Origin of the sequence: Pedobacter ghigonis (genome assembly GCF_903166585.1) — a bacterium.
GTDB lineage: Bacteria > Bacteroidota > Bacteroidia > Sphingobacteriales > Sphingobacteriaceae > Pedobacter > Pedobacter ghigonis.
Genome location: NZ_CAESCM010000002.1, coordinates 434,546 through 454,838 on the forward strand (window position 1 = coordinate 434,546; position 20,293 = coordinate 454,838).

Sequence of the window (20,293 nt, forward strand, 5' to 3'; positions counted from 1 at the left end):
ATCACTCACTGGTATATTCCAATAAATCGCCGGGCTGGCAATCCAATGCTTTACAAATGGCCTCTAACGTGCTGAACCGGATAGCCTTTGCTTTTCCTGTTTTAAGGATAGACAGGTTGGCCAGGGTTAAATCAACTTTTCCCGAAAGTTCATTCAACGACATTTTTCGTTTGGCCATCATCACATCTAAGTTTACGGTAATCGGCATAATTATACAGTCAGTTCGTTTTCGGCCTGTAATTCTACCCCACGTTTAAATATCTGCGAAATAATAAATACCAGTCCGGCAATAAATAAAAATTCAACGGCGGCATAATCAGCCTCCGGTTCACCCATTTGTTTCAATAGCCAGTTGGCATGGATGTGGTTCAAAAGTGAAACAAACCAGGTGGCCAACAGCACATAACCAATTAAAGCAATCCGTTGTGATACGGCTGCCGTAAAAGGATTGGCTAAGTTAACTTTTGATAAGGTTTTTATCACCAGAAAAGCAATAAAAGCTTTCATACCGAGTAAAGAAAACATAAAATATACCTTAATACTGTATTGCCAGAAACCAAGTTGCATGAGTTTATCTAAAGTTGCCCCCAGATAGAGGTTTTTGGTGATTTCGGGTTTAATGCAAGTTATTACATAAGAAACCAAAAGGGTGCCTGCTTCTACCATTAAACCAATAAAGGCTATCCAGGTTAAAACCAGCATAATGTTGAGGATCTTTTCGGTTGGCGTTTTCATGCTTATTGATATTTCTGATTAACACTATCAAATATCAATAATATTTTATTGATAAACAATAAATTTATTTCATTATTTAGATTTGGCATCTTTACGAAGCAGTTTGCTAACATGGCTTTCATCGGTAAGCTCAAATTCGGCTGCAATTTGCTTTAGTCCGAATCGACCGCTGGCCATTCGCTGTTCGATTAAATGTTTGCGGTAATCGTTAATGTAGCTGCGAAGTGTAAATCCGGTGTTTCGCTTAAAATATGGCCCGATATAATCTTCAGATAGCTTAAAGTGTGCTGCCATTGCGCTTGCTTTTAACTGCTTAGGCTGGTAAATGTGCTTATGCAGGTAACAGAAAAGAGCCTGTATATCTTTTGTACGCTGGCTATTGCTTTTAATTTCGGGCATGTTGCGCTGCATAATATGCGATAGGGTAAGGATTTGCGCCCAGATCAGCAATTCATTCTGCAGCATATTGTGCTTTAATGCCAATATAAGTGCAATTGTCTGGCTGGCAATCTGCTGGTCTTCTTCCGGGAAATTAAAACCTGAAAGGTGGGTTTCCCGGCTCTTGATCAGGTATTCCAATTGCCTGATCCCTAACGGGCTAACTTCGCTTTGATGGATGTAGATATCGGTAAATTTGATATAAACAAAATGTGTCTTTTCATCGATCTCAAAATAGTGTTCATCATCAGGACCGATTAAAAACAGGTTCCCCGATTGATAGGCAACAGGTAAATGGTTAATGAAATGAATACCTGAGCCAGATTTGACATAAATCAGCTCATAGTGGTTGTGCCTGTGCACAGGATGCGGCCATGCTGTTGCCTCGAACTCCGAAACCACAAGGGGTTGAAACTGGATGTATCGCTTGATCATAGATTTATACAAATTTATCAAAGTATTTTACAAAAGCGCCTGGTGGGTTATGCTTCACCTTTGCATAGTATTAAAAAAAACAGCAATGAAAAACATTAAAACCGCACTCGTAGTAGGTGCAAACGGGGTAATTGGAAGCAAGCTGATTGAGCATTTGGAAAGTTTGGACAATTGGAATATTATTGGTTTATCGCGTAGAGGAGGCTTAAGCACAAATAAAACACAATACCTCGCTGTTGATTTACTGAACGAGGCAGAAAGCAAACAGCAATTGAGTAAACTGCGCGAGGTAACACATATTTTTTATGCTGCTTACCAGGACCGGTCGGATTGGGCCGGCCTTGTTGCCCCAAACATGGCCATGCTGGTTAATGTAGTTAATGCAATCGAAAGTGTAGCGGATAACCTGCAACACGTAAGTTTAATGCAAGGCTATAAAGTTTATGGTGCACACTATGGGCCATTTAAAACACCTGCAAAAGAAAGTGATGGTGGGCACATGCCTCCTGAGTTTAATGTAGCACAGCAAGAATTTTTAACAGATCGTCAAAAGGGTAAAAAATGGACCTGGTCGGCACTCAGGCCTTCTGTTGTTGCCGGAACAGCTTTGGGCAACCCCATGAACCTCGTGATGGTTATAGCCGTATATGCTTCAATTTCGAAAAAATTAGGTATACCCCTTCGTTTTCCGGGTAAACCTGGAGCATATGATAAGTTGATGGATATTACCGATGCCGGATTACTGGCAAAAGCTACAATTTGGGCTGCTACAAATGAAGCATGTGCCAACCAGGCTTTTAACATTACCAATGGGGATTTAATCAGATGGAACGACCTTTGGCCAAAAATTGCTAGCTACTTTAAAATGGAAACTGCTACTCCCTTACCAATGCCTTTACAGCAAGTGATGGCCGATAAGGCCGCAATATGGACAGATATACAGGCCAGTTACGGTTTAGCCAATACGAGTTACGAAACAGTATCTTCATGGGCTTTCGGCGATTTTGTTTTTTCATGGGATTACGACTTCTTTTCTGACGGAACCAAAGCAAGAAGGCTTGGCTTTAATGAATATATAGACACTGAAAAGATGTTCTTCGATTTATTTGACGAACTTAAGCGTCAGAAAATTATTCCTGAAATTTAGGGTTAGAAGAATGGTTTAAACTAAAAAGCAAAGCAACCGGCTGGCTACTTTGCTTTTTAATGGAGTATATCTAAAGGTTATACATCCCGCCATCCACAATCAACTCCGATCCTAAAATAAACGAAGAGTCATCGGAAGCGAAGAAGGTAATCGTTTTCGCAATTTCTTCGGCATCGCCAAACCTGCCTACCGGAATTTTTTGGGTGAGGCTGTCGCCCATTTGCTTTAAATCTTCGTTAGATAAACCAAGTTTATCGGTGCTGTGCAATGGTGTAACAACCGGACCAGGGCTCACGGCATTTACCCTGATTTTGCGATCGGTTAATTCGGCCGAAAGGTTTTTGGCCAGGGTTAGCAACGCTGCTTTACTGGCTGCGTAAACTGTAGCACCTGCCATACCAATGTGGGCGTTTATAGAAGTGTTTAATATAATCGAACCACCGTTATTGATTAATGGTAACAATTGTTGTAAACTGAAATAAGCACCTTTAAAATTGATGTTCATAATTTCATCAAATGTTTCTTCGGTCATGGAGGCCAGGGCATCAAACTTTCCTACTCCGGCATTTATCACAACAATATCGAGTGATGGTGTAATGGTTTTTACCTGCTCGGCCAGTTTGGTTACTTCTTCCATGTATGCGCTGTCCGAAATTATGCCGTAAGCATTGTTGCCCAGCTGGGCTATTGCTTCATTTACGGATTGCTCATTTCTGCCTGTGATGATTACTTTTGCACCCTGAGCTAAAAAATCTTTTGCTGTTGCGAAACCTATGCCGCTATTTCCGCCGGTGATGATGGCGGTTTTACCTTCTAATTTTTTCATTATCTTTATGTTTTAATAGATCAAAGAGACGGCTAATCTCAATATCCATCAAGTAGGTACTTTTTAGTTCGGTACGTACTTTTTTGTAAGAAATGACCTCATTTTCTTTAAATGCCTGTAGCAAAATTTTATATGACAAAGAAAAGACAAGCCTATTATACCTGCTCAATGGAAGCTGCCCTAAATGTAATCGGGGGGAAATGGAAACTCACCATTTTGAACCGTTTATTATCGGGCCCTAAGCGTTATGGCGAACTTCACCGCAGTGTGGCAGGCATTACCGAAAAAATGCTTACCCAACAGCTGAGGGAACTTGAAGAAGATCAGATTATAGAACGTACCATTTATCCCGTAGTGCCGCCAAGGGTAGAATATGCTTTTACTGAGTCGGGCAAAAAGCTGGGCGACGTTTTTAAAGCTTTAGAAATATGGGGAAGTAATTTTCAGCACCGCATAAATCCAATATCGGGCAATGCCGATCACGATAAAAGCTGTTACGCATTTAAAGAGGAAGAACAGCCAGACCAACTTATCCACAACCCATAAGCACATCCTGATTTAATTTAAAGGAAAATCAGATATTTGCAGCAGCTTATCTTTTTATCCCTTTATGAAACCCTACCTGCAGCTTTTCGATTTTTCGAAGAAAATTAATTACCGGACTGAAATTCTTGCAGGCTTAACCGTTGCCATGACCATGATTCCCGAATCATTGTCGTTTGCCATACTTGCAGGCTTCCCTCCGCTAACTGGTTTGTACGCTGCTTTTATTATGGGCCTGGTTACGGCCATTTTAGGTGGCCGGCCTGGTTTGGTTTCGGGCGGGGCAGGGGCGACCGTAATTGTGCTGATTGCTTTAATGAAAACGCAGGGTATCGAATACGTTTTTGCTGCGGTAGCCCTCGCAGGGGTAATTCAGATTTTAGTAGGCTTGTTCAGGCTGGGCAAATTTGTAAGGCTTGTACCTCAACCGGTAATGTTCGGTTTTGTAAACGGATTAGCAGTAATTATTTTCATGTCGCAATTGCAACAGTTTAAAACTTTGGTAAATGGTACCGAAGTATGGCTAAGCGGCCCATCTTTATATACCATGCTTGGACTGGTATTGTTAACGGTTGCCATTGTAATTGTTCTGCCGAAAATTACCAAAGCAGTGCCGGCATCGCTGGTGGCCATTATTGCTGTTTTTATAATTGTGCTGGGTTTCGGCATCCATACCAAACTGGTTAAGGATATTGCGTCTGTAGCGGGTGGTTTTCCTCCGTTTCATATCCCCAATGTGCCCTTAAACCTCGAGATGCTTAAAATTATCTTCCCTTATTCGCTTATTATGGCAGGGGTAGGCTTAACCGAGGGGTTGCTAACCTTAAATCTGGTTGATGAGATTACAGCCACCAAAGGAAACCGCAACCGCGAAAGTATAGCGCAGGGCGTGGCCAATATCTTAAATGGGTTTTTTACTGGTATGGGTGGTTGCCCGATGATTGCACAAACCCTGGTTAACCTTTCGGCAGGGGCAAGGGCACGCTTATCGGGCATTGTTGCGGCGCTAACCATTTTGCTTATTATTTTAATAGGTGCCCCGGTAATAGACCGTGTGCCCATGGCTGCTTTGGTGGGGGTAATGATGATGGTTGCCATTGGTACATTTGAGTGGATGAGTTTTAAGGTAATTAATAAAATGCCTAAGCAGGATATTGTAATCGGTATTTTGGTGGCATTAATTACCATCTGGCTGCATAACCTGGCGCTGGCTGTACTGGTTGGGGTAATTATTTCGGCACTGGTGTTTGCCTGGGAAAGTTCTAAACGCATCAGGGCTAACCAATATATAGATGAAACCGGTACAAAGCATTACGAACTATTCGGTCCTTTGTTTTTTGGCTCAGTGTCTAATTTCAATGCCTTGTTTGATATTGCCGGCGATCCTGAAAATATAACAGTAGATTTTAAGCACAGCAGGGTTTTCGATATGTCGGGGATTGATGCCTTAAATAAGCTAACTGAAAAGTACCAGGGTGCTGATAAAAAGTTACAGTTAATGCACCTGAGCGATGACTGTAAACGGCTGCTTAAAAATGCCGATAAAATTATTCAGGTTAATATTGTTGAAGACCCCACATACCGCGTGGCAACCGAAAGATAATTCCATCTACATTGCGGCTGCCAATCCGTTTTCCTTCCTCAAAGGGTAACATACTTGCTATGTTTTATCAAATCTTTTACACAGGCTGAAAGGCTTACGGCTTTCGTATCTTAAATGTTGCTTTTTGCTAAAACGTTTAACTAGTTCTGGAATTTGTAACTAAAAAGCGCCTGTTTTATTGTACGCTGAGCCTCAGTTTTTCGTTAAATCCTGTTTTATAGGATGTTAAAATATCAACATATTTTATCAATATTTAATTTTTTATCTGTCTGTTCGACAATTATTTTAAAATAATTAAATATTATGCTGTCATTTTATAAAAATTTCATAAAAATGACAATTCAATATTAAAACGTTTTAGTATTATATATATTTGATTTAACCAAATACTAATTATATGAGAATTACTAACCTTTACTACCAAACTACCAGTCTTCGTGACCTGAGATCCTTCTTGCCGTTTCCGAAAAATTAAGTTTTAGCAATCCATTTTTTTTACCAATTAAAGATCCATTAACTATGCGATACTTATGGGCGTGCCTTGGCTTTTTTGCAGCGTTTACGTTAAACGTTTTACCAGTTTTTGCTGGCGCTAATAAAATGCATAAAGGCTTAGCAATTAAACACTTTGTTCTTCAGGATACGACGAAAATCAAGTTCGTTTCCTTAAAAGATTCATTGAGAAAAGACAGCTTAAATCAGATTAAGCAAAAAACACTTTACAATAAGTTATCTGGCGGTGTACAGAAGAACACCAGAAACTTATCTCTTTTCCCTGCCATTTCATTACAGCAAAATTTAAAGGGCAATTATGCTGGTCTGTACGTTCAGGAGCCATCGGGCGAACCTGGCAGCATACAGAATATGTTTTTAAGGGGAGCCCCCATGCCGCTCTTATCCAAAAAGGATGTGTATTCTTCGCAACCTTTGGTGGTGTTGGATGGGATTCCACTCATAGGCGAACATCCCTTCGCTTTTGATATCCAGCAGTACGATTTTAACAGGATTGGTCCGGCTACCAATTTGCTAAGCACCATCGATATTAACAATATCGCATCGGTAGAAGTATTAAGCGATTTAGCCAGCACGGCCATTTACGGTCCAAGGGGTGTAAACGGCGTAATCCTGCTCAAATCAAAAACGCCTGATGGCATTGCACGCAGCATTAGCTTTAACTCTTATATCGGTATGGTGCAAAAGCCAAACGTTAATACCATCAATGGCAAGTACGAAAACGAATTCAGACAGCGCTTTTACGATATCTATACCACAAACGGCAGGTACTCTGACGATGAGGCTTATCCTGTTTATTTAAGCGATTCGTTAAATAATGTTTACAGCGGTAAATCAGACTGGACCGATTTATACTATAAAAATGCACTGGTTTATGGGATCAACCTTGGCTTAACAGGAGGCTCTGACAGGGCAAGTTTCAGGTTTTCACTCGGTAATACTAAAAGTGAGGGAGTGGCCGATGGAACAGGTTTAGATCGCTACAGTGCCATGTTTAACATCAACATGAAGCCCGTTAAATGGTTATTGTTTTCGGCAATGATTAACGGTAACCGTTTAAACCGTACCCGCAACAGGAGTTTAAGAGACCGTTTTGCACAGATTAATTATTTCCCTGATCTAAGCGCACCTCTGGCACCCAATAAAGATTATTACGCCAGCTACCTGAACGAGTACACTAAAGGTTTCGACGATAATAAAACCAATAGCATACAGGGCTTTGCCAAGCTGGTAGGTACTTTGGGTAAATTTAAAATAAGCTCATCGTTTAATGTAGATTATAACGAAGGGTACCGCGATGTTTTTTACGCCCGTACATTATTGCAGGGAAATAGCTATGCATCTAACTATTATGGCTTTAACCAGCGCTTAATGATGGATAATAAGGCTACTTACGATCTGAACCTTAAAAACGTACACGATTTCCACTTTGAGCTGGGCCAATCCATGATGTGGGATATTTATAAGTATAACAATGCTTATGCTTATAAAGGTGCCAACGATTATATCAAAATTAACCTGCTTGATTCTAAGCCATTAAATGACAACGGAAGCGCTAACGGTGGTTATTTAACACCAGTTGCGTTTCCGAGAGAACTTACTTACAGGTTTTTAGATAAAACAGCCGATAACCTGCTATCATTTTATGGTAAGGTAAATTATTCGTACAACGATAAATATTTCGTTTCGGGTACCCTGCGTCTTGATGGTTCATCGAACGCGCAGCCTACCAAACGCTGGTTTTACTCGCCTGTACTTTCTGCAGCCTGGAACATCAAAAACGATTTGTTAAAAGACAACAAAGGGATTGATGATCTGGTACTACGCGCCAGTGCCGGTAGAATGGGCAGAACCTTTACCTACGATAATTATGCACAGGGACCACAGTACACTGCATCAGTAGGTTATACCGGAAACTTAACGGTACCGGGCTACAATGCAATTGGTGTACTTACCAGGCCTTACTCTTTTGGTTGGGTAGGCTATAGTGTGCCATGGTCGTACTCCGATCAGCTTAACATCGGCGTAGATGTGGCGATGCTTAAAAACCGCCTGCATGTATCGGCCGATTTTTATACCAAAGCAGAGAAAAACCAGTTGGTGGGCATTCCATCGTATGCTGAGTATGGTTACAAGCAATCGATAGAAAGTGGCCTGAACATGAGCAATACCGGGGTAGATTTAACCATTAGCGCTTTGGTAATTGCACAAAGCAAATTCTCCTGGAATTCGGCCCTTAATTTTAACCACAACAGCAATAAATTAACTGCATTGCCAAGAGGTTTAAATGAAATTATTATTGGCAACAGGTTCTTAAAAGTGGGCCAGCCGGTAGATCAGTATTGGTTATTGGAAAATGAAGGCATTTACACAGCAAACAACCAGGTGCCGGTAGTAAACGGACAACCTTTAAAATACAATGGTACGCCTTTAAAAGCAGGCGATCCACGCTGGAAAGACCAAAATGGTGACAACATTATCGATGAAAAAGATAAAGTATTAAAAGGTCACTCATTACCGGTTTTATCGGGTGGTTTCGATAACGCTTTTACTTACGGTAACTGGAGTTTAGGTACCAACCTCTATTTCAACCTGGGCCGTAAACTGATTAACCAGGATATGGCTAACCGCTTTGATTTTGTAAACCGCGAAGGCAATACCGATGTATCGTCGGTAAAAGAAATCACTTTCTGGGAGAAAAGAGGCGATTACAGCAAATACCCGCTGTACAATCCATGGAGCACTGTAATTCCATACCGTACCGATCAGGACTTGTTTTTGGAAAATGCTTCATTCCTGAAACTGAGATCTGTTTCAATCGGATACGATTTAGGAACCGTACTGAAAAAGAAGAACATCAAAATCAACAAGTTTTTTGTATACGGATCGGTTAATAATGTATTTGTAATTACCCCTTATACAGGGCAAGACCCCGAGCTGGTAAGTTACGATGGTATTGATACCGGCTATGGCCAGCCTATACCAAGAACCTATACCCTGGGAGTTAAAATGGAATTATAATATGGAAAGCAATACGAACAAAACATCAACAATGATGAAGAAGATATTATACACATTTCTGCTGGCTGTAGTGGTTTTATCGGGTTGTAATAAAGCCCTGGAAACCGATTCGACCCGCGTTGTGGGCGAGAAAAACATGTGGAATACTGTAGAGGATGCAAGGGCAGGTATTATGGGCGTTTATGCGCTTACACGTGCTGCACTATCTGATAACAACAGCCACTGGATTTATGGCGACGTGAGGCCTGGGGAGTTTACCAGCCCGAAGAGGCAAGACCTGAAAGCCATTATCAGCAACAATTTAAATGCATCTTACCCGGTAGTAGAATCGCTTTCCGATTGGACCAGGTTTTATGCCATTGTAAATGGCGCTAACGTTTTTATGGAAAACGTAGCTCATGTAAAGGCTACCGATAAACGTTACTCGGATAACAACATGACGGTAGATATTGCTCAAGCCAAGTTTTTAAGGGCTTTTGCTTATTTCTACATGGTACGCATCTGGGGTGATGTGCCTTTCATTATCTCCTCAAATGAAGGGGTATTTGAAAACAAACCACGTGAAAACCAAGCCAAGATTTTAGCATGGGTAGAAAGTGAAATGTTAAAGGCCGCAGCCGATTTACCTTACATTTACAGTGGAGGGGACATTCAGCAACCCAGCAATTATTACAACGAAGACAGAAGTCGTTGGGGTGGTGCCTTAGCTACTAAAGTTACAGCATATGCGGTTTTAGCACATGTTGCAGCCTGGACAGCCGATTATTCGAATGTAGCCAAGTATGCCAAATTTGTAGAAGATAATTATGGCAAAAGTGGTGGTGGCTTTACTTCGAGCACCGATCTGTCTAACTCAAATGGCTTTTTCTACAATAAAAACACCAGACAAATGTTTGGCTTTAACTCCGATTACGGTCACATTGATGGTTCATCAACTGGTCACCTTGAAGAGTTAACACTTGCCGAACCGATTATTACCAAAGCTATCCCGGATATCTATTTACCTAAAGATTCGATTCTGAAATATTTTAACTGGCCAAATGATGAAAGGTTTGCGGTGGATACTTTAGGCCAATCGAAATACGACCGGTATTTTACCAATTTAAATGGTAAATATCCCATTTTCAGTAAAATAAAGGTAATTCAGGGAGGAAGTACCGACCCCAACTTCAGGTACTTTACCAGTGCGCTTATTTTTACCCGCTTAGAAGATATTGTGCTTTTAAGGGCCGAAGCACTATCAGTTTTAGGCGACCAGACCGGCGCTGCTAATGAATTGCTGAGCATCCTTCTGCGAAGAACAGTTCCGGGCACATCTATTAGTTTTAATGCGAATGGCGATTTGATCAAAATGATTTTTGAAGAAAGGCACCGCGAATTATTGGGTGAGGGGCAACGCTGGTACGATTTGATCCGCTACAATAAAATCAGGCAGAACGATGCCAAATTTATGAACCTGATCAATTCGGGCGGTATTTACTGGCCAATTTCGCGTAAGCTTTTGTTGCAGAATAATTTATTAACACAGAACCCTTACTGGCGCTAAACAATAAAGAAATGAAACCATTATCATCTTTCAAATCGCAATGCGAAATGCTTAAGCTCATAATGGCTTCATCACCATTAAAATATAATCAGATGAAAAAATTTGTAAAATATGCGGGAGCCATAACCATGCTTTTATTGCTCACCCTGGTGTATTCGGCTTGTAAAAAGAACGGAGGCTATTACGAAGCTGCCGGTGAAACTGCGCCGTTTTCAGGGAATATATATGAATATTTAAAAAGCAAGCCTGGTATATACGATTCGCTTATTGTAGCGGTCGACAGGATGGGCCTAAAAAAGACACTTACCGATAGTAATGTGACTTTGTTTGCCGTAACGAACCCTAGTTTTCAGCTGGCTTTACGTAATTTAAATGCCCTAAGAAAGCAATCGGATAAAGATCCTTTGTTTTTAGCCAATATTGATGGTGTACAGTTGGATACCATGATTTCTTACTACATCATTAGGGGGGTAAAGCCAACCGATTCGTTAAAACTACAGGATGGTTTAAATTTAACCAGTGTAAAGGTTGCTTACCCCATGCATGCCAAATCGGTAAAAGGATCGGCATCGGGCCAGGTAGGAGCCGGACCCGAAGTAATCGAATTCAGCAATACCAAAAAAAGCAAGTTTATCAGAAACTGGTCTACCAGTACAACTGCTTCTAATAATATCCGCACTAAAAACGGAATTGTACATGTAGTCAGTCCCGATCACCTTTTCGGTTTTGATGGCTTTGTTACCCGTTTAACATTTGTGCCGCCACCACCAAACTTAATGGTTACCGTGGGTGGAACTTTCTCTACCAACCGCGAAAATGGTGGTGGGCCAACCAGTGGCGAGAACTCTAAAAAAGTAATCGATGGCGATGACCATACCAAGTTTTTATGCGATTTACAGGGCTTTTTAACCATGCAGTTTAAGCTTAAAACGCCAGAGGTATCGTCGGTTTATACGCTAACATCAGCTAACGATGCTGTAGAAAGAGATCCGAAAGCCTGGACATACGAGGGCTCTCAGGATGGTGTAACCTGGACCGAACTGCATCGCGTTACCAACTTCTTTTTCGAAGAAAGGTATCAGCAAAAAGTATTCAGGTGTACCAATACTGTGGCCTACCAGTACTACAGGGTAAATATTACCGAGTTAAGAAGTGGTGGTGTATTCCAGTTGGCCGAATGGACAATTAATAAAACGAAATAGATGATGGAGTACGGAAAAAATAAATTAGAAAAACTTATGAAGTCAATCCTAAAAAAGGAACATCTTTTTGTAGCGTTTGCGCTGGTTGTTTTTAGCGGATGTAAAAAACTATACAATTTGCCTGACGAAAAAGATTACTTAAGTAACAATGTAAATTTTAGTAATAAAATTCTCGAGCCGATTATTGGCCGTAATAATTTAATAGGCGGCTTTAATAGCGATAACTCAACAGCCCCAATCACCTTCGAAATCGTAAATGCAAGGTATGGAGATGGAAGGCCGGTAAGCGATATCTTTAAAAAAGTACCTACTTACGTTTGGACTTCTCCATATACGGGTTTAGAAAAAAGTCTGGCCGAAATTGAAGCCAAAAGAAAACTGGAGGAGCATTCTTTATTGGAAATCCGTTCTTCAGGGCAGTTTATATTGTGGGCATCGGCAACAAATCAGCTCATTAACCCAAGGCCAACCGATAGTACCAATTTTTCGCAGGATACCCGTTTTTTCGATGTAAAAGTTAAAAATACAGGTGGCGAGCGATTAATTAAAGATTTCCAGATCAGGCCATTCAGAGAGCGCCCTTACGAGCCGTCGAACGATTTTAATGCGTTTACAGGCTTACCTGCTCCCGATCCTAAATTCCCACTCGATAAAAAATTAAGGGATTATATCCGCCCTTATTTAAACAACGTGGTTGGTGCCAGCAGCAATAAAAACCTGGTAAGCAATAACGACCTGAAAGATGTGGTTGTTTACATCCGTCCGTTTACAGGCGGTAATGGCCATTCGTTGCGGATTAAAGCTTTAAATAAAGATTCGGTAGAAATCAATCCTGCATTTTTTAACGAAACCGTGTGGGATAAAATGATCCATGGTTTTAACATGCAGAAAACCGATAAGTATGTACAGTACGATGTAGCTTATCCAATTCCACTGGTAGAAATACCAACCTCGTACGCCACTGGCGGTTCGAGGGCAAAGGCAGAACTGAGCTATTCGAGAGGTGCTTTCGGTGGTGGGCGTATCATTGCCAATTTCGGTGTTGATTTCGCCATTTACAAGGCAGGCGACTGGGAAATTGTATTTCACTTTAAAACAGATAACCCAAAATTTGTAAACGAGTAGGCAACATTTAGCGCTAATATTATGAGAAAAAATATACTTTTTTATGCATTGCTTATAGTATGCATAATGTTTGGCACAAGTGCTTATTCGCAGGATAAATACATCATTGTGAATGGTACGGTTGTCGATAAAGAAACAAAACAAGGGGTGCCGGGGGTTTCGGTAATTTTAGAAGAAACCAATAAAGGTTTAACCCAAACCAATGGTAAAGGCCAGTTTACGGTAAATGTACCGGTTGGCGGAACGCTTGTATTTAAATTTTTAGGATTTAATACCACAAAAACCAAAATAACCGGGGCAACTAATATTACCGTAACCATTAGCGAAGACCGCAAGGCGCTTGATGAGGTAATTATTGTTGCTTACCAGAAAAGAAGTAAAGAAACCACTACAGGTTCGGCCACTTTAATTCAGGCAAAAGAAGTTCAGGATATTCCGGTATCAAACGTAGAACAACTTTTGCAGGGTAAGGTTCCGGGCTTAAACATCCAGAACAATACCGGTGCACCTGGTTTCAGGGGTTCGGTACAGGTGCGTGGTCTTTCGAGCTTAAGTATTTCGGGTAGTGGTAACGAATCTTTCTTACAACCTACATCGCCACTGTACATTATTGATGGCGTGCCTTTAGATGCTGATAAAGCTGCCGAGTTTGGTTTTCAGAGCCAGGGCCCGGGTGTGAGTCCGCTTTCTTTAATCCCGCAAGAAGATATCGAGAATATCCAGATCCTGAAAGATGCCCAGGCAACTTCGATGTATGGATCGAGAGGTGCTTACGGGGTAATTATCATCACCACCAAAAGGGGTAACTCTAAAGTACCACGTATCAGATACGTAACCAATGCTTTCGTTAATGCGCCACCTAAACTGCGCGAAACATTAGGCGGAAATTCTGAGCGTTCGTTAAAAATCCAGCAGATTATCCTTAATGCCCAAAACGTAAATGATATCCGTGCCATCTCTAACACACCTTTTCTGGCCGATAGTTTAAATGCATACTGGAACAACTCTACCGATTGGCAGAGCGTATTTTATCAAACCACCTACAACCAGAGTCACAACTTGGCTTTAGATGGTGGCGACCCCACCTTTAATTACAAGGCCAACGTAGGTTACTATACCGAAAAAGGGGTAATTAAAAATACAGGTTACGACCGTTACAACCTGAACATGAACATGGAGTTTAAACCAAACGAAAAATTCAGGTTCTTTGGTTTCATTAACGGTTCGGTAGGTAAGCAAAATAAAGGTAATGGGGTAGGTTTACTTCAATCGGGTGTTGCTGCCAATGGCCAGGCTTCTACTTTATTGCCGCCTCCATCTTTCTATCAGGCATCGGGTGGGGTATTATCGGCTTTACAAACTTTAAACGATAACAATTCAAGGAACTTACGTACCAACGTAGAAGCGCGTTACGAATTTATACCAGGTTTGGCGGCTTCTTCTACTTTAAGTTACGATTACACTTCCGATACCGAATCAACATTTACACCGGCTGCTGCCAATGGCCAGTATGCTAAACTATACGATTACGTAGGCAGAAACTTTCAGCTATACAACCGTAATGGTATTACCTACGCCAAAACTTTCGGCGAAAAACACAACATTTTCGTAAACACCTTTAACGAGATTTATAAGCAAGGGGCACAGGCAGGTATTACCCGTCAGGAAAGATTACCTAACGATCAGCTTCAGGGTCCAACAGGTTACGATGCCTACAACTCAAGAGGTGGTGGTGTATTGAGCAATTACAGAAATGCAACCATTGCATCGTTTGCCGGATCACTTTCTTACGATTACGATAAAAAATATGTGGCCGAATTTTCATACCGTTTAGATGGTACCTCATCAAGCGGATTGGAGAACCCATATTCTAAAAACCCATCAGTAGGTTTAAGGTGGAATTTTAACAAGGAAAACTGGTTAGTCGATTCAAAATGGTTATCGTATGGTAGTTTGAGGTTAACCTGGGGACAAAACATTGTACCAACCGGAAACCTGCAAAGCATTTATGGTATTTATAACCTTAACGGTAACTTCAACAATAACCCTACTATTGGTATCAATTACGACCTGGTTCCGAACCCGAACCTTAAGCCAACCACAACTACCCAGTATAACTTTGGTTTCGATTTAGGTTTGTTTAACGACAGGTTATCGCTAAACTTCGATACCTATTATAAAAAGGTAGATAACCTGTTGTTCGATAGGTTCTTGTCAAATACGACAGGCTTTAACAAACTGGCCAGTAACGATTTGGGTATTGCCAACTATGGTAGCGAGCTAATGGTAACTTTTAGACCGGTAGTAAGCAAAGACCTCGATATTTCAGTATCGGTAAACGGCGCATTAAACCGCGATGTATTGTTAAAACTTCCGGCCGAATATAATGGCCAGTACATCAGGTTCGATGGTTCGGGTTATTTACAGCACAATGTTTTCCGTGTGGGTAGAAATACCTTATCTAACTATTTAAGAATTAACCAGGGTGTTTACAGCACCGATGCCGATGTGCCTGTAGATCCGGTTACGGGGAAAAGATACCAGAGCAATGGCCAGTTTTTCTTAGGTGGCGATCCGATTATTAAAGATGTAAACGGCGATTATATTTTAGATAGCCGCGATTACGAAATTACAGGTAACTCGCAACCATTGGTTACAGGAGGTTTATCAACCAATATCAGGTATAAAAACTGGGGCTTAAACGTGTATGCAACCTACACTGCAGACCGTACCATTTTAAACAATGCCCTGGCCGATAGGATTGCCATTATGCGTAACCCTTTCTCGCAAACTTCGGTAGTGCCTTTAAATGATCTGGATATCTGGAGAGCACCAGGCGATGTAGCCAAATACCCTTACCCTTATGATTATGCCCGGTTCGATCAGATTCAGCCTTTGCGTGCCGACCAAACCCTTTGGCAGGAAAGCGGAAGCTATTTGAAAGTGAGCAACGTAACGCTTTCGTACATGTTCGATAAAAAATGGATCAGAAGATTCGGACTTAACCAATTGCGGATTTACGCTTCGACCAATAACCTGGTTACCTTTTCTAGATACAGTGGGCCTAACCCTGAGAACGTAACCACATTAGGTCGCGATATTTCGAATGGTTACCCTGTACCACGTACTTATAACCTTGGTTTAAACTTAGAACTTAATACAGGCAACTAATCAATATTATTATGAAAAAAGTTATCATTTATACTATAATTATGGCGGCAACTTTCTGTTTGCCTTCCTGTAAAAAGTTTTTAGATGTACAGCCTCTCGATAAATTAACGGGAAACAATTTCTTCCAGTCAAAAGAAGACGTGGTGGCCAACATTTATAATTTATCGCGCATTGTTTTTGGCAAATACAACGAAACACACTTTGTTGGTGCAACCGGCGAGTACCGTTCGGGCGAAGTACTTTACGAAAGTCAGTCGGATTTGGCACCTGCACGTGAGTTTGTAGAAATTTTAGGTAAAAACAACATCTTGTTTTTAATTTCCGGAGGCAGGCCATGGGATTTCTACAACTTTAGCCGCATTACCGATTGGACTGCGTATTACCAGGCCATTCAGGGTGCAAATATTTTAATAGCCAAATTGGATGAAGGCGTTCCCGGCGTTTCAGAAGCCGAGAAAAATTCGTTCAAGGCCGAAGCAGCATTTATCCGCTCGCTCAGCTATTTCACTATGGTGCGCTTATATGGCAACGTGGTGTACTATACCGATGCATTTCACTCTGCCGCACAGCCTAGAGAAAACTTTGTTTCGGTATTGAACAAGTGCATCGCCGATTTAAAAACTTATAAAAACAGTATCGCCTGGACTTACACCGACCCATCATTAAAAGGTGTACGTGCAAGCAGGGGCAGTATTGTGGCATTAATGATGGAAATGAACATGTGGAATGCAGGTTTCGATCCTAACAATGCCCAGAAATATTATCAGGAAACAGCCGATTTAGGTAAAGAACTTATTGCAAGTAATGCTTACCGTTTATTGCCAATTAACGAATGGGCAACAGTTGTAAAAGGCCGTTCAGACGAGAGCTTATTTGAGTTTTACCGCAGTATTAACTACGGAGATGCAAACGCAAATATTGCGCCGATTGCCGATATGTTTCTACACTATCCGTACAAAAGACCAGAATATACACACCGTGTAAGTTTTGCCTACTACCGCGGAGAATACATGCAGAAACTCTTTCAGGATGGTAGCGACAAGCGGATTACAAGCTGGTTTAACGAAGATATTTTTGCCGATAACGGAAAGTTCATGATGCTGAAGTTTGCACAAAATTCATTTTCAACAGGAGAGGAAGATGCCAACCCCGATAACACCTTTATGGTTTTCAGGTATGGTGGCGAAATACTACTGGCTGCCGAAGCACTGGCAGACTTAGGCGAAGATGCAGAATCTATCAAACTCCTAAATATGGTTAGAGATCGTGCACAAGCTTCCAAATATACTGGTGGCGGAGGTTCGGCCCTTAAAGATTTTATCTTTTACGAAAGATCAAGAGAGCTGATTGGCGAAGGTCACCATTATTTCGACCTGGTACGTACCAAGAGGATTTTAAGCAACCAGTGGTCGTATAATGTATTAACGGCTGATAAATTTAGCCGCGGTGCCTGGACCTGGCCAATAAATTCTGGTGCATTAAACAATAACCCCTTTATGGTACTGAATGAGTACTGGGTTAACGGCGGTAATTAATTTGATTAAAAAGATTAAGAAGAAGATATGAAAAAGCTAATGATGATATGTGCGGCACTTTTACTCTTGTTAAACGCTTGTAAACGTGACGAATATTATATAGATGGCGGTAGGGCCAATCCCGATTATCAGGGCAATATGTTGCAATACCTGAAAGATAAAAAAGTTCCGTTCGATACCGTAGCACAAATTGTTAAGCTGGCCGGTATGGAAGATCAGTTTAGTAAAGAAAACTTTACCTTTTTTGCTTTCGACGACGATGTGATTAAAAGAACAATCGGAGATATCCATACCAACGACAGGAATAAAAACCCGAGGTTATTATCCTTAAACCAACTGCTTTACGAAGCTGGAAAAGATACCGTAAAAACCCTTGATCAGATTAGTCCGCTAATTTGGCGCAAATACCTGCAACGCTATATGTTTAAGGGAGTAAATGCATTAAAAGATTATCCGCAGATTGATATGGATTTAAAAAGCATTTACCCAGGTGCCCTTCATTACGATTACAATAATGATGTATCAAACATAGGAGTGGTTTATAACAGCGCCAATGGTATTAAGTATATCGGTTACAGGCAGCTGGTGTTTTCTTATATCCCCGATATTTCGAAACCGAACGACAACTGGTACATCAGTTATATCGCGTCCTCAGATATTAAGCCAACCAATGGCATGGTACACAGCCTGCGCTACCAGGGTGCCTACCTCGGCTTTAGCCTTTACGAGTTTTTTAACGACGTGTATAATACCGGTTTAACACCAAGTAACAAATAATTAGCCTGTTGTAATTTTAAAAGAACAAAAACATGAAAAAAATAAAATACATGCTAATCGTATTTTTTCTTTGCTCCTTAGTTATTCAGGGATGTAAAAAAGAAGAAGAATTGGGTAGCGATCCATATGCAGATGGAAAGGCCGCATTGGGTATAGGCATGAGCCAAACTTTACTGCCGGTACCTGCAGAAGGTATTGTAGGCACAACGGTTACCGTTAAGGCCACCGGGCTTTTGCCATATAAAGATCAGTTAACCTTTATGTTTAACGGCGAAAAAGCGCAGGTATTAAGCGTAACTGCAACCGAAATTACGGTTAAAGTACCCGATGCCGGAAGTACAGGTATTACTTCAATTGCCATTGGCGATCAGTTAATACTTGGTCCGCAGTTTACAGTAACAGGCATTATCAAAAATGATATCACCTGGAAAGCAACCTCTGGTACAAATGGTTATGTAAGCCAGTTTTACGAAATGCTGGATGGCCGTGCGCTGGTAATCGGTGCCTTTAACAACTACGATAATAAGGGGATTATTACCAACATTAACCGCATTGCCAGAACATCGTTAGACGGCGATTACGACCGTACTTTCAGAACGGGCAGAGGAGCGAATGGTTCATTATCGCGCGTAATCGAAATTGGCGGCAGGTTTATCATTGCCGGAGGCTTTAGCGGTTACAACCAGCGTACCGAAAACATCAGCAACATTACCAGTTTATACCCTAACGGAGCAATTGATACCATTAAAATACAAACCAAAAAGAAACCAACCTTAACCGATACGGTTACCCAAAAATGGTTTCCCAAATTTAATGGCGGTACAAACGAATTTATCAACCGCATTTATCCGCACCAGGGAAAAATACTGGCAACAGGTAATTTCAGGTACTATGTAAAACGTACTTACGATAAAGATAATTACGATTTTACACGCGATACGGTTATTCTGGATAGTACCGAAATCCGCCAGATCTTGAGGTTTAACCTCGATGGTTCACTGGATAAAACCTTCCGTTTCAATACCGGAACCAATAAAGGTAACGTAAGTGCCAACGGACCTATCGATACCTACATGCACACCGATGCCGCTAACCTGGAAAAACTAATGATTTTTGGTAATTTCAATACTTTCGACGGGCAACCTGCCGTAAGGATCTTAAGGCTTGCAGCCGACGGAACGGTAGATCAGAGCTTTAACCCGGGTAGCGGGGTAGATAATGGTATCGGCTCCCTTACCTATAATGCTACTACCCACAAGTATTTAATTACCGGAACTTTTACCCGCTACAATGGCAAACCTGCAAACGGAATAGCCTTGATTAACGAAGACGGAAGCTTAGACGAATCGTTTAGCGCTCGATCATTCGAAGGTGGCTATCCTGGTTTTGCACGTCAAATTACAGGCGGCCTGATTGTAGTAGGCGGAGGTTTTAAAAAATACAATAATGTAACCCGTAATGGTTTTATGGTGCTTACCGCAGCAGGTTTACTTGCACCCGGATATAATGCCACAGGCCCATTCTCCGGAAACCTGTCGGATGTGGTTGAAACCAAATCTGCGGATGGAAAAAAAGCATTATTGCTGATCGGTGGCTTTAACCGTTTCGATAATCAGCCCTATAACAATATTGTAAGAGTAACTATTGAATAAGCCCAGTTAAATATAAATTAAGAT

15 protein-coding genes are annotated in these 20,293 nt (G+C 41.2%); 11 read left to right on the forward strand and 4 right to left on the reverse strand.

From position 1 onward, the window contains the following. Position 1: 1 nt before the first annotated feature. The 3 genes from HWV58_RS05160 to HWV58_RS05170 all read right to left on the reverse strand — a co-directional run bounded on the left by HWV58_RS05160 (position 2) and on the right by HWV58_RS05170 (position 1,608). Entirely contained in the window at positions 2-208 is a 207-nt protein-coding gene (locus HWV58_RS05160) for a helix-turn-helix domain-containing protein (protein WP_039479388.1), read from the reverse strand. A gap of 2 nt (positions 209-210) precedes the next feature. Then, positions 211-735, reverse strand: a complete 525-nt coding sequence (locus tag HWV58_RS05165) for a DUF2975 domain-containing protein (RefSeq protein WP_175633055.1) — start codon at positions 733-735, stop codon at positions 211-213. A gap of 72 nt (positions 736-807) precedes the next feature. Next, a complete protein-coding gene (locus HWV58_RS05170) occupies positions 808-1,608 on the reverse strand; it encodes an AraC family transcriptional regulator (RefSeq protein ID WP_175633056.1) in 801 nt (266 codons plus the stop codon). An 85-nt stretch (positions 1,609-1,693) separates the two neighbouring features. On the opposite strand from HWV58_RS05170, the gene HWV58_RS05175 reads away from it, so the two are divergent. Beyond that, a complete protein-coding gene (locus HWV58_RS05175) occupies positions 1,694-2,755 on the forward strand; it encodes an SDR family oxidoreductase (protein WP_175633057.1) in 1,062 nt (353 codons plus the stop codon). A 70-nt stretch (positions 2,756-2,825) separates the two neighbouring features. On the opposite strand, the gene HWV58_RS05180 is transcribed toward HWV58_RS05175, so the two are convergent. Then, positions 2,826-3,581 carry an SDR family oxidoreductase gene (locus HWV58_RS05180; RefSeq protein ID WP_175633058.1) on the reverse strand — a complete coding sequence of 252 codons (756 nt, stop codon included), beginning with the start codon at positions 3,579-3,581 and terminating at the stop codon, positions 2,826-2,828. Between the two features lie 132 nt (positions 3,582-3,713). On the opposite strand from HWV58_RS05180, the gene HWV58_RS05185 reads away from it, so the two are divergent. The 10 genes from HWV58_RS05185 (at position 3,714) to HWV58_RS05230 (ending at position 20,269) form a co-directional block, all read left to right on the forward strand. After that, complete coding sequence (locus HWV58_RS05185; RefSeq protein WP_175633059.1) at positions 3,714-4,127, forward strand: winged helix-turn-helix transcriptional regulator; 414 nt, start codon at positions 3,714-3,716, stop codon at positions 4,125-4,127. 64 nt (positions 4,128-4,191) lie between these two features. Beyond that, positions 4,192-5,727, forward strand: coding sequence for a SulP family inorganic anion transporter (locus HWV58_RS05190; protein WP_175633060.1), 1,536 nt, complete (start codon positions 4,192-4,194; stop codon positions 5,725-5,727). A 600-nt stretch (positions 5,728-6,327) separates the two neighbouring features. Further along, the gene (locus tag HWV58_RS05195; RefSeq protein ID WP_175633061.1) at positions 6,328-9,261 is read left to right on the forward strand and encodes a SusC/RagA family TonB-linked outer membrane protein; all 2,934 of its coding nucleotides are present in this window, start codon (positions 6,328-6,330) and stop codon (positions 9,259-9,261) included. Positions 9,262-9,292: 31 nt separating this feature from the next. After that, positions 9,293-10,807, forward strand: coding sequence for a RagB/SusD family nutrient uptake outer membrane protein (locus tag HWV58_RS05200; RefSeq protein ID WP_235972652.1), 1,515 nt, complete (start codon positions 9,293-9,295; stop codon positions 10,805-10,807). 92 nt (positions 10,808-10,899) lie between these two features. Next, entirely contained in the window at positions 10,900-12,009 is a 1,110-nt protein-coding gene (locus tag HWV58_RS05205; RefSeq protein ID WP_175633063.1) for a fasciclin domain-containing protein, read from the forward strand. Positions 12,010-12,045: 36 nt separating this feature from the next. Further along, positions 12,046-13,134 (forward strand): DUF5007 domain-containing protein, encoded by a 1,089-nt coding sequence (locus tag HWV58_RS05210; protein ID WP_175633064.1) that lies wholly within the window; start codon positions 12,046-12,048, stop codon positions 13,132-13,134. Positions 13,135-13,155: 21 nt separating this feature from the next. Continuing rightward, complete coding sequence (locus HWV58_RS05215) at positions 13,156-16,305, forward strand: SusC/RagA family TonB-linked outer membrane protein (protein ID WP_235972653.1); 3,150 nt, start codon at positions 13,156-13,158, stop codon at positions 16,303-16,305. An 11-nt stretch (positions 16,306-16,316) separates the two neighbouring features. After that, on the forward strand, positions 16,317-17,840 hold the full coding sequence (locus tag HWV58_RS05220) for a RagB/SusD family nutrient uptake outer membrane protein (protein ID WP_175633065.1): 1,524 nt from the start codon (positions 16,317-16,319) through the stop codon (positions 17,838-17,840). 27 nt (positions 17,841-17,867) lie between these two features. Beyond that, complete coding sequence (locus HWV58_RS05225) at positions 17,868-18,617, forward strand: hypothetical protein (RefSeq protein WP_175633066.1); 750 nt, start codon at positions 17,868-17,870, stop codon at positions 18,615-18,617. Between the two features lie 32 nt (positions 18,618-18,649). Beyond that, positions 18,650-20,269: a DUF5008 domain-containing protein gene (locus HWV58_RS05230; RefSeq protein WP_175633067.1), complete on the forward strand. Its 1,620-nt coding sequence runs from the start codon at positions 18,650-18,652 to the stop codon at positions 20,267-20,269. Positions 20,270-20,293: the final 24 nt, after the last annotated feature.

Coding starts and splice junctions, on each gene's coding strand:
- HWV58_RS05160 (WP_039479388.1), bottom strand. CDS start 208: ATGCCGATTACCGTAAACTTAGATGTGATGATGGCCAAACGAAAAATG.
- HWV58_RS05165 (WP_175633055.1), bottom strand. CDS start 735: ATGAAAACGCCAACCGAAAAGATCCTCAACATTATGCTGGTTTTAACC.
- HWV58_RS05170 (WP_175633056.1), bottom strand. CDS start 1,608: ATGATCAAGCGATACATCCAGTTTCAACCCCTTGTGGTTTCGGAGTTC.
- HWV58_RS05175 (WP_175633057.1), top strand. CDS start 1,694: ATGAAAAACATTAAAACCGCACTCGTAGTAGGTGCAAACGGGGTAATT.
- HWV58_RS05180 (WP_175633058.1), bottom strand. CDS start 3,581: ATGAAAAAATTAGAAGGTAAAACCGCCATCATCACCGGCGGAAATAGC.
- HWV58_RS05185 (WP_175633059.1), top strand. CDS start 3,714: ATGACAAAGAAAAGACAAGCCTATTATACCTGCTCAATGGAAGCTGCC.
- HWV58_RS05190 (WP_175633060.1), top strand. CDS start 4,192: ATGAAACCCTACCTGCAGCTTTTCGATTTTTCGAAGAAAATTAATTAC.
- HWV58_RS05195 (WP_175633061.1), top strand. CDS start 6,328: ATGCATAAAGGCTTAGCAATTAAACACTTTGTTCTTCAGGATACGACG.
- HWV58_RS05200 (WP_235972652.1), top strand. CDS start 9,293: ATGATGAAGAAGATATTATACACATTTCTGCTGGCTGTAGTGGTTTTA.
- HWV58_RS05205 (WP_175633063.1), top strand. CDS start 10,900: ATGAAAAAATTTGTAAAATATGCGGGAGCCATAACCATGCTTTTATTG.
- HWV58_RS05210 (WP_175633064.1), top strand. CDS start 12,046: ATGAAGTCAATCCTAAAAAAGGAACATCTTTTTGTAGCGTTTGCGCTG.
- HWV58_RS05215 (WP_235972653.1), top strand. CDS start 13,156: ATGAGAAAAAATATACTTTTTTATGCATTGCTTATAGTATGCATAATG.
- HWV58_RS05220 (WP_175633065.1), top strand. CDS start 16,317: ATGAAAAAAGTTATCATTTATACTATAATTATGGCGGCAACTTTCTGT.
- HWV58_RS05225 (WP_175633066.1), top strand. CDS start 17,868: ATGAAAAAGCTAATGATGATATGTGCGGCACTTTTACTCTTGTTAAAC.
- HWV58_RS05230 (WP_175633067.1), top strand. CDS start 18,650: ATGAAAAAAATAAAATACATGCTAATCGTATTTTTTCTTTGCTCCTTA.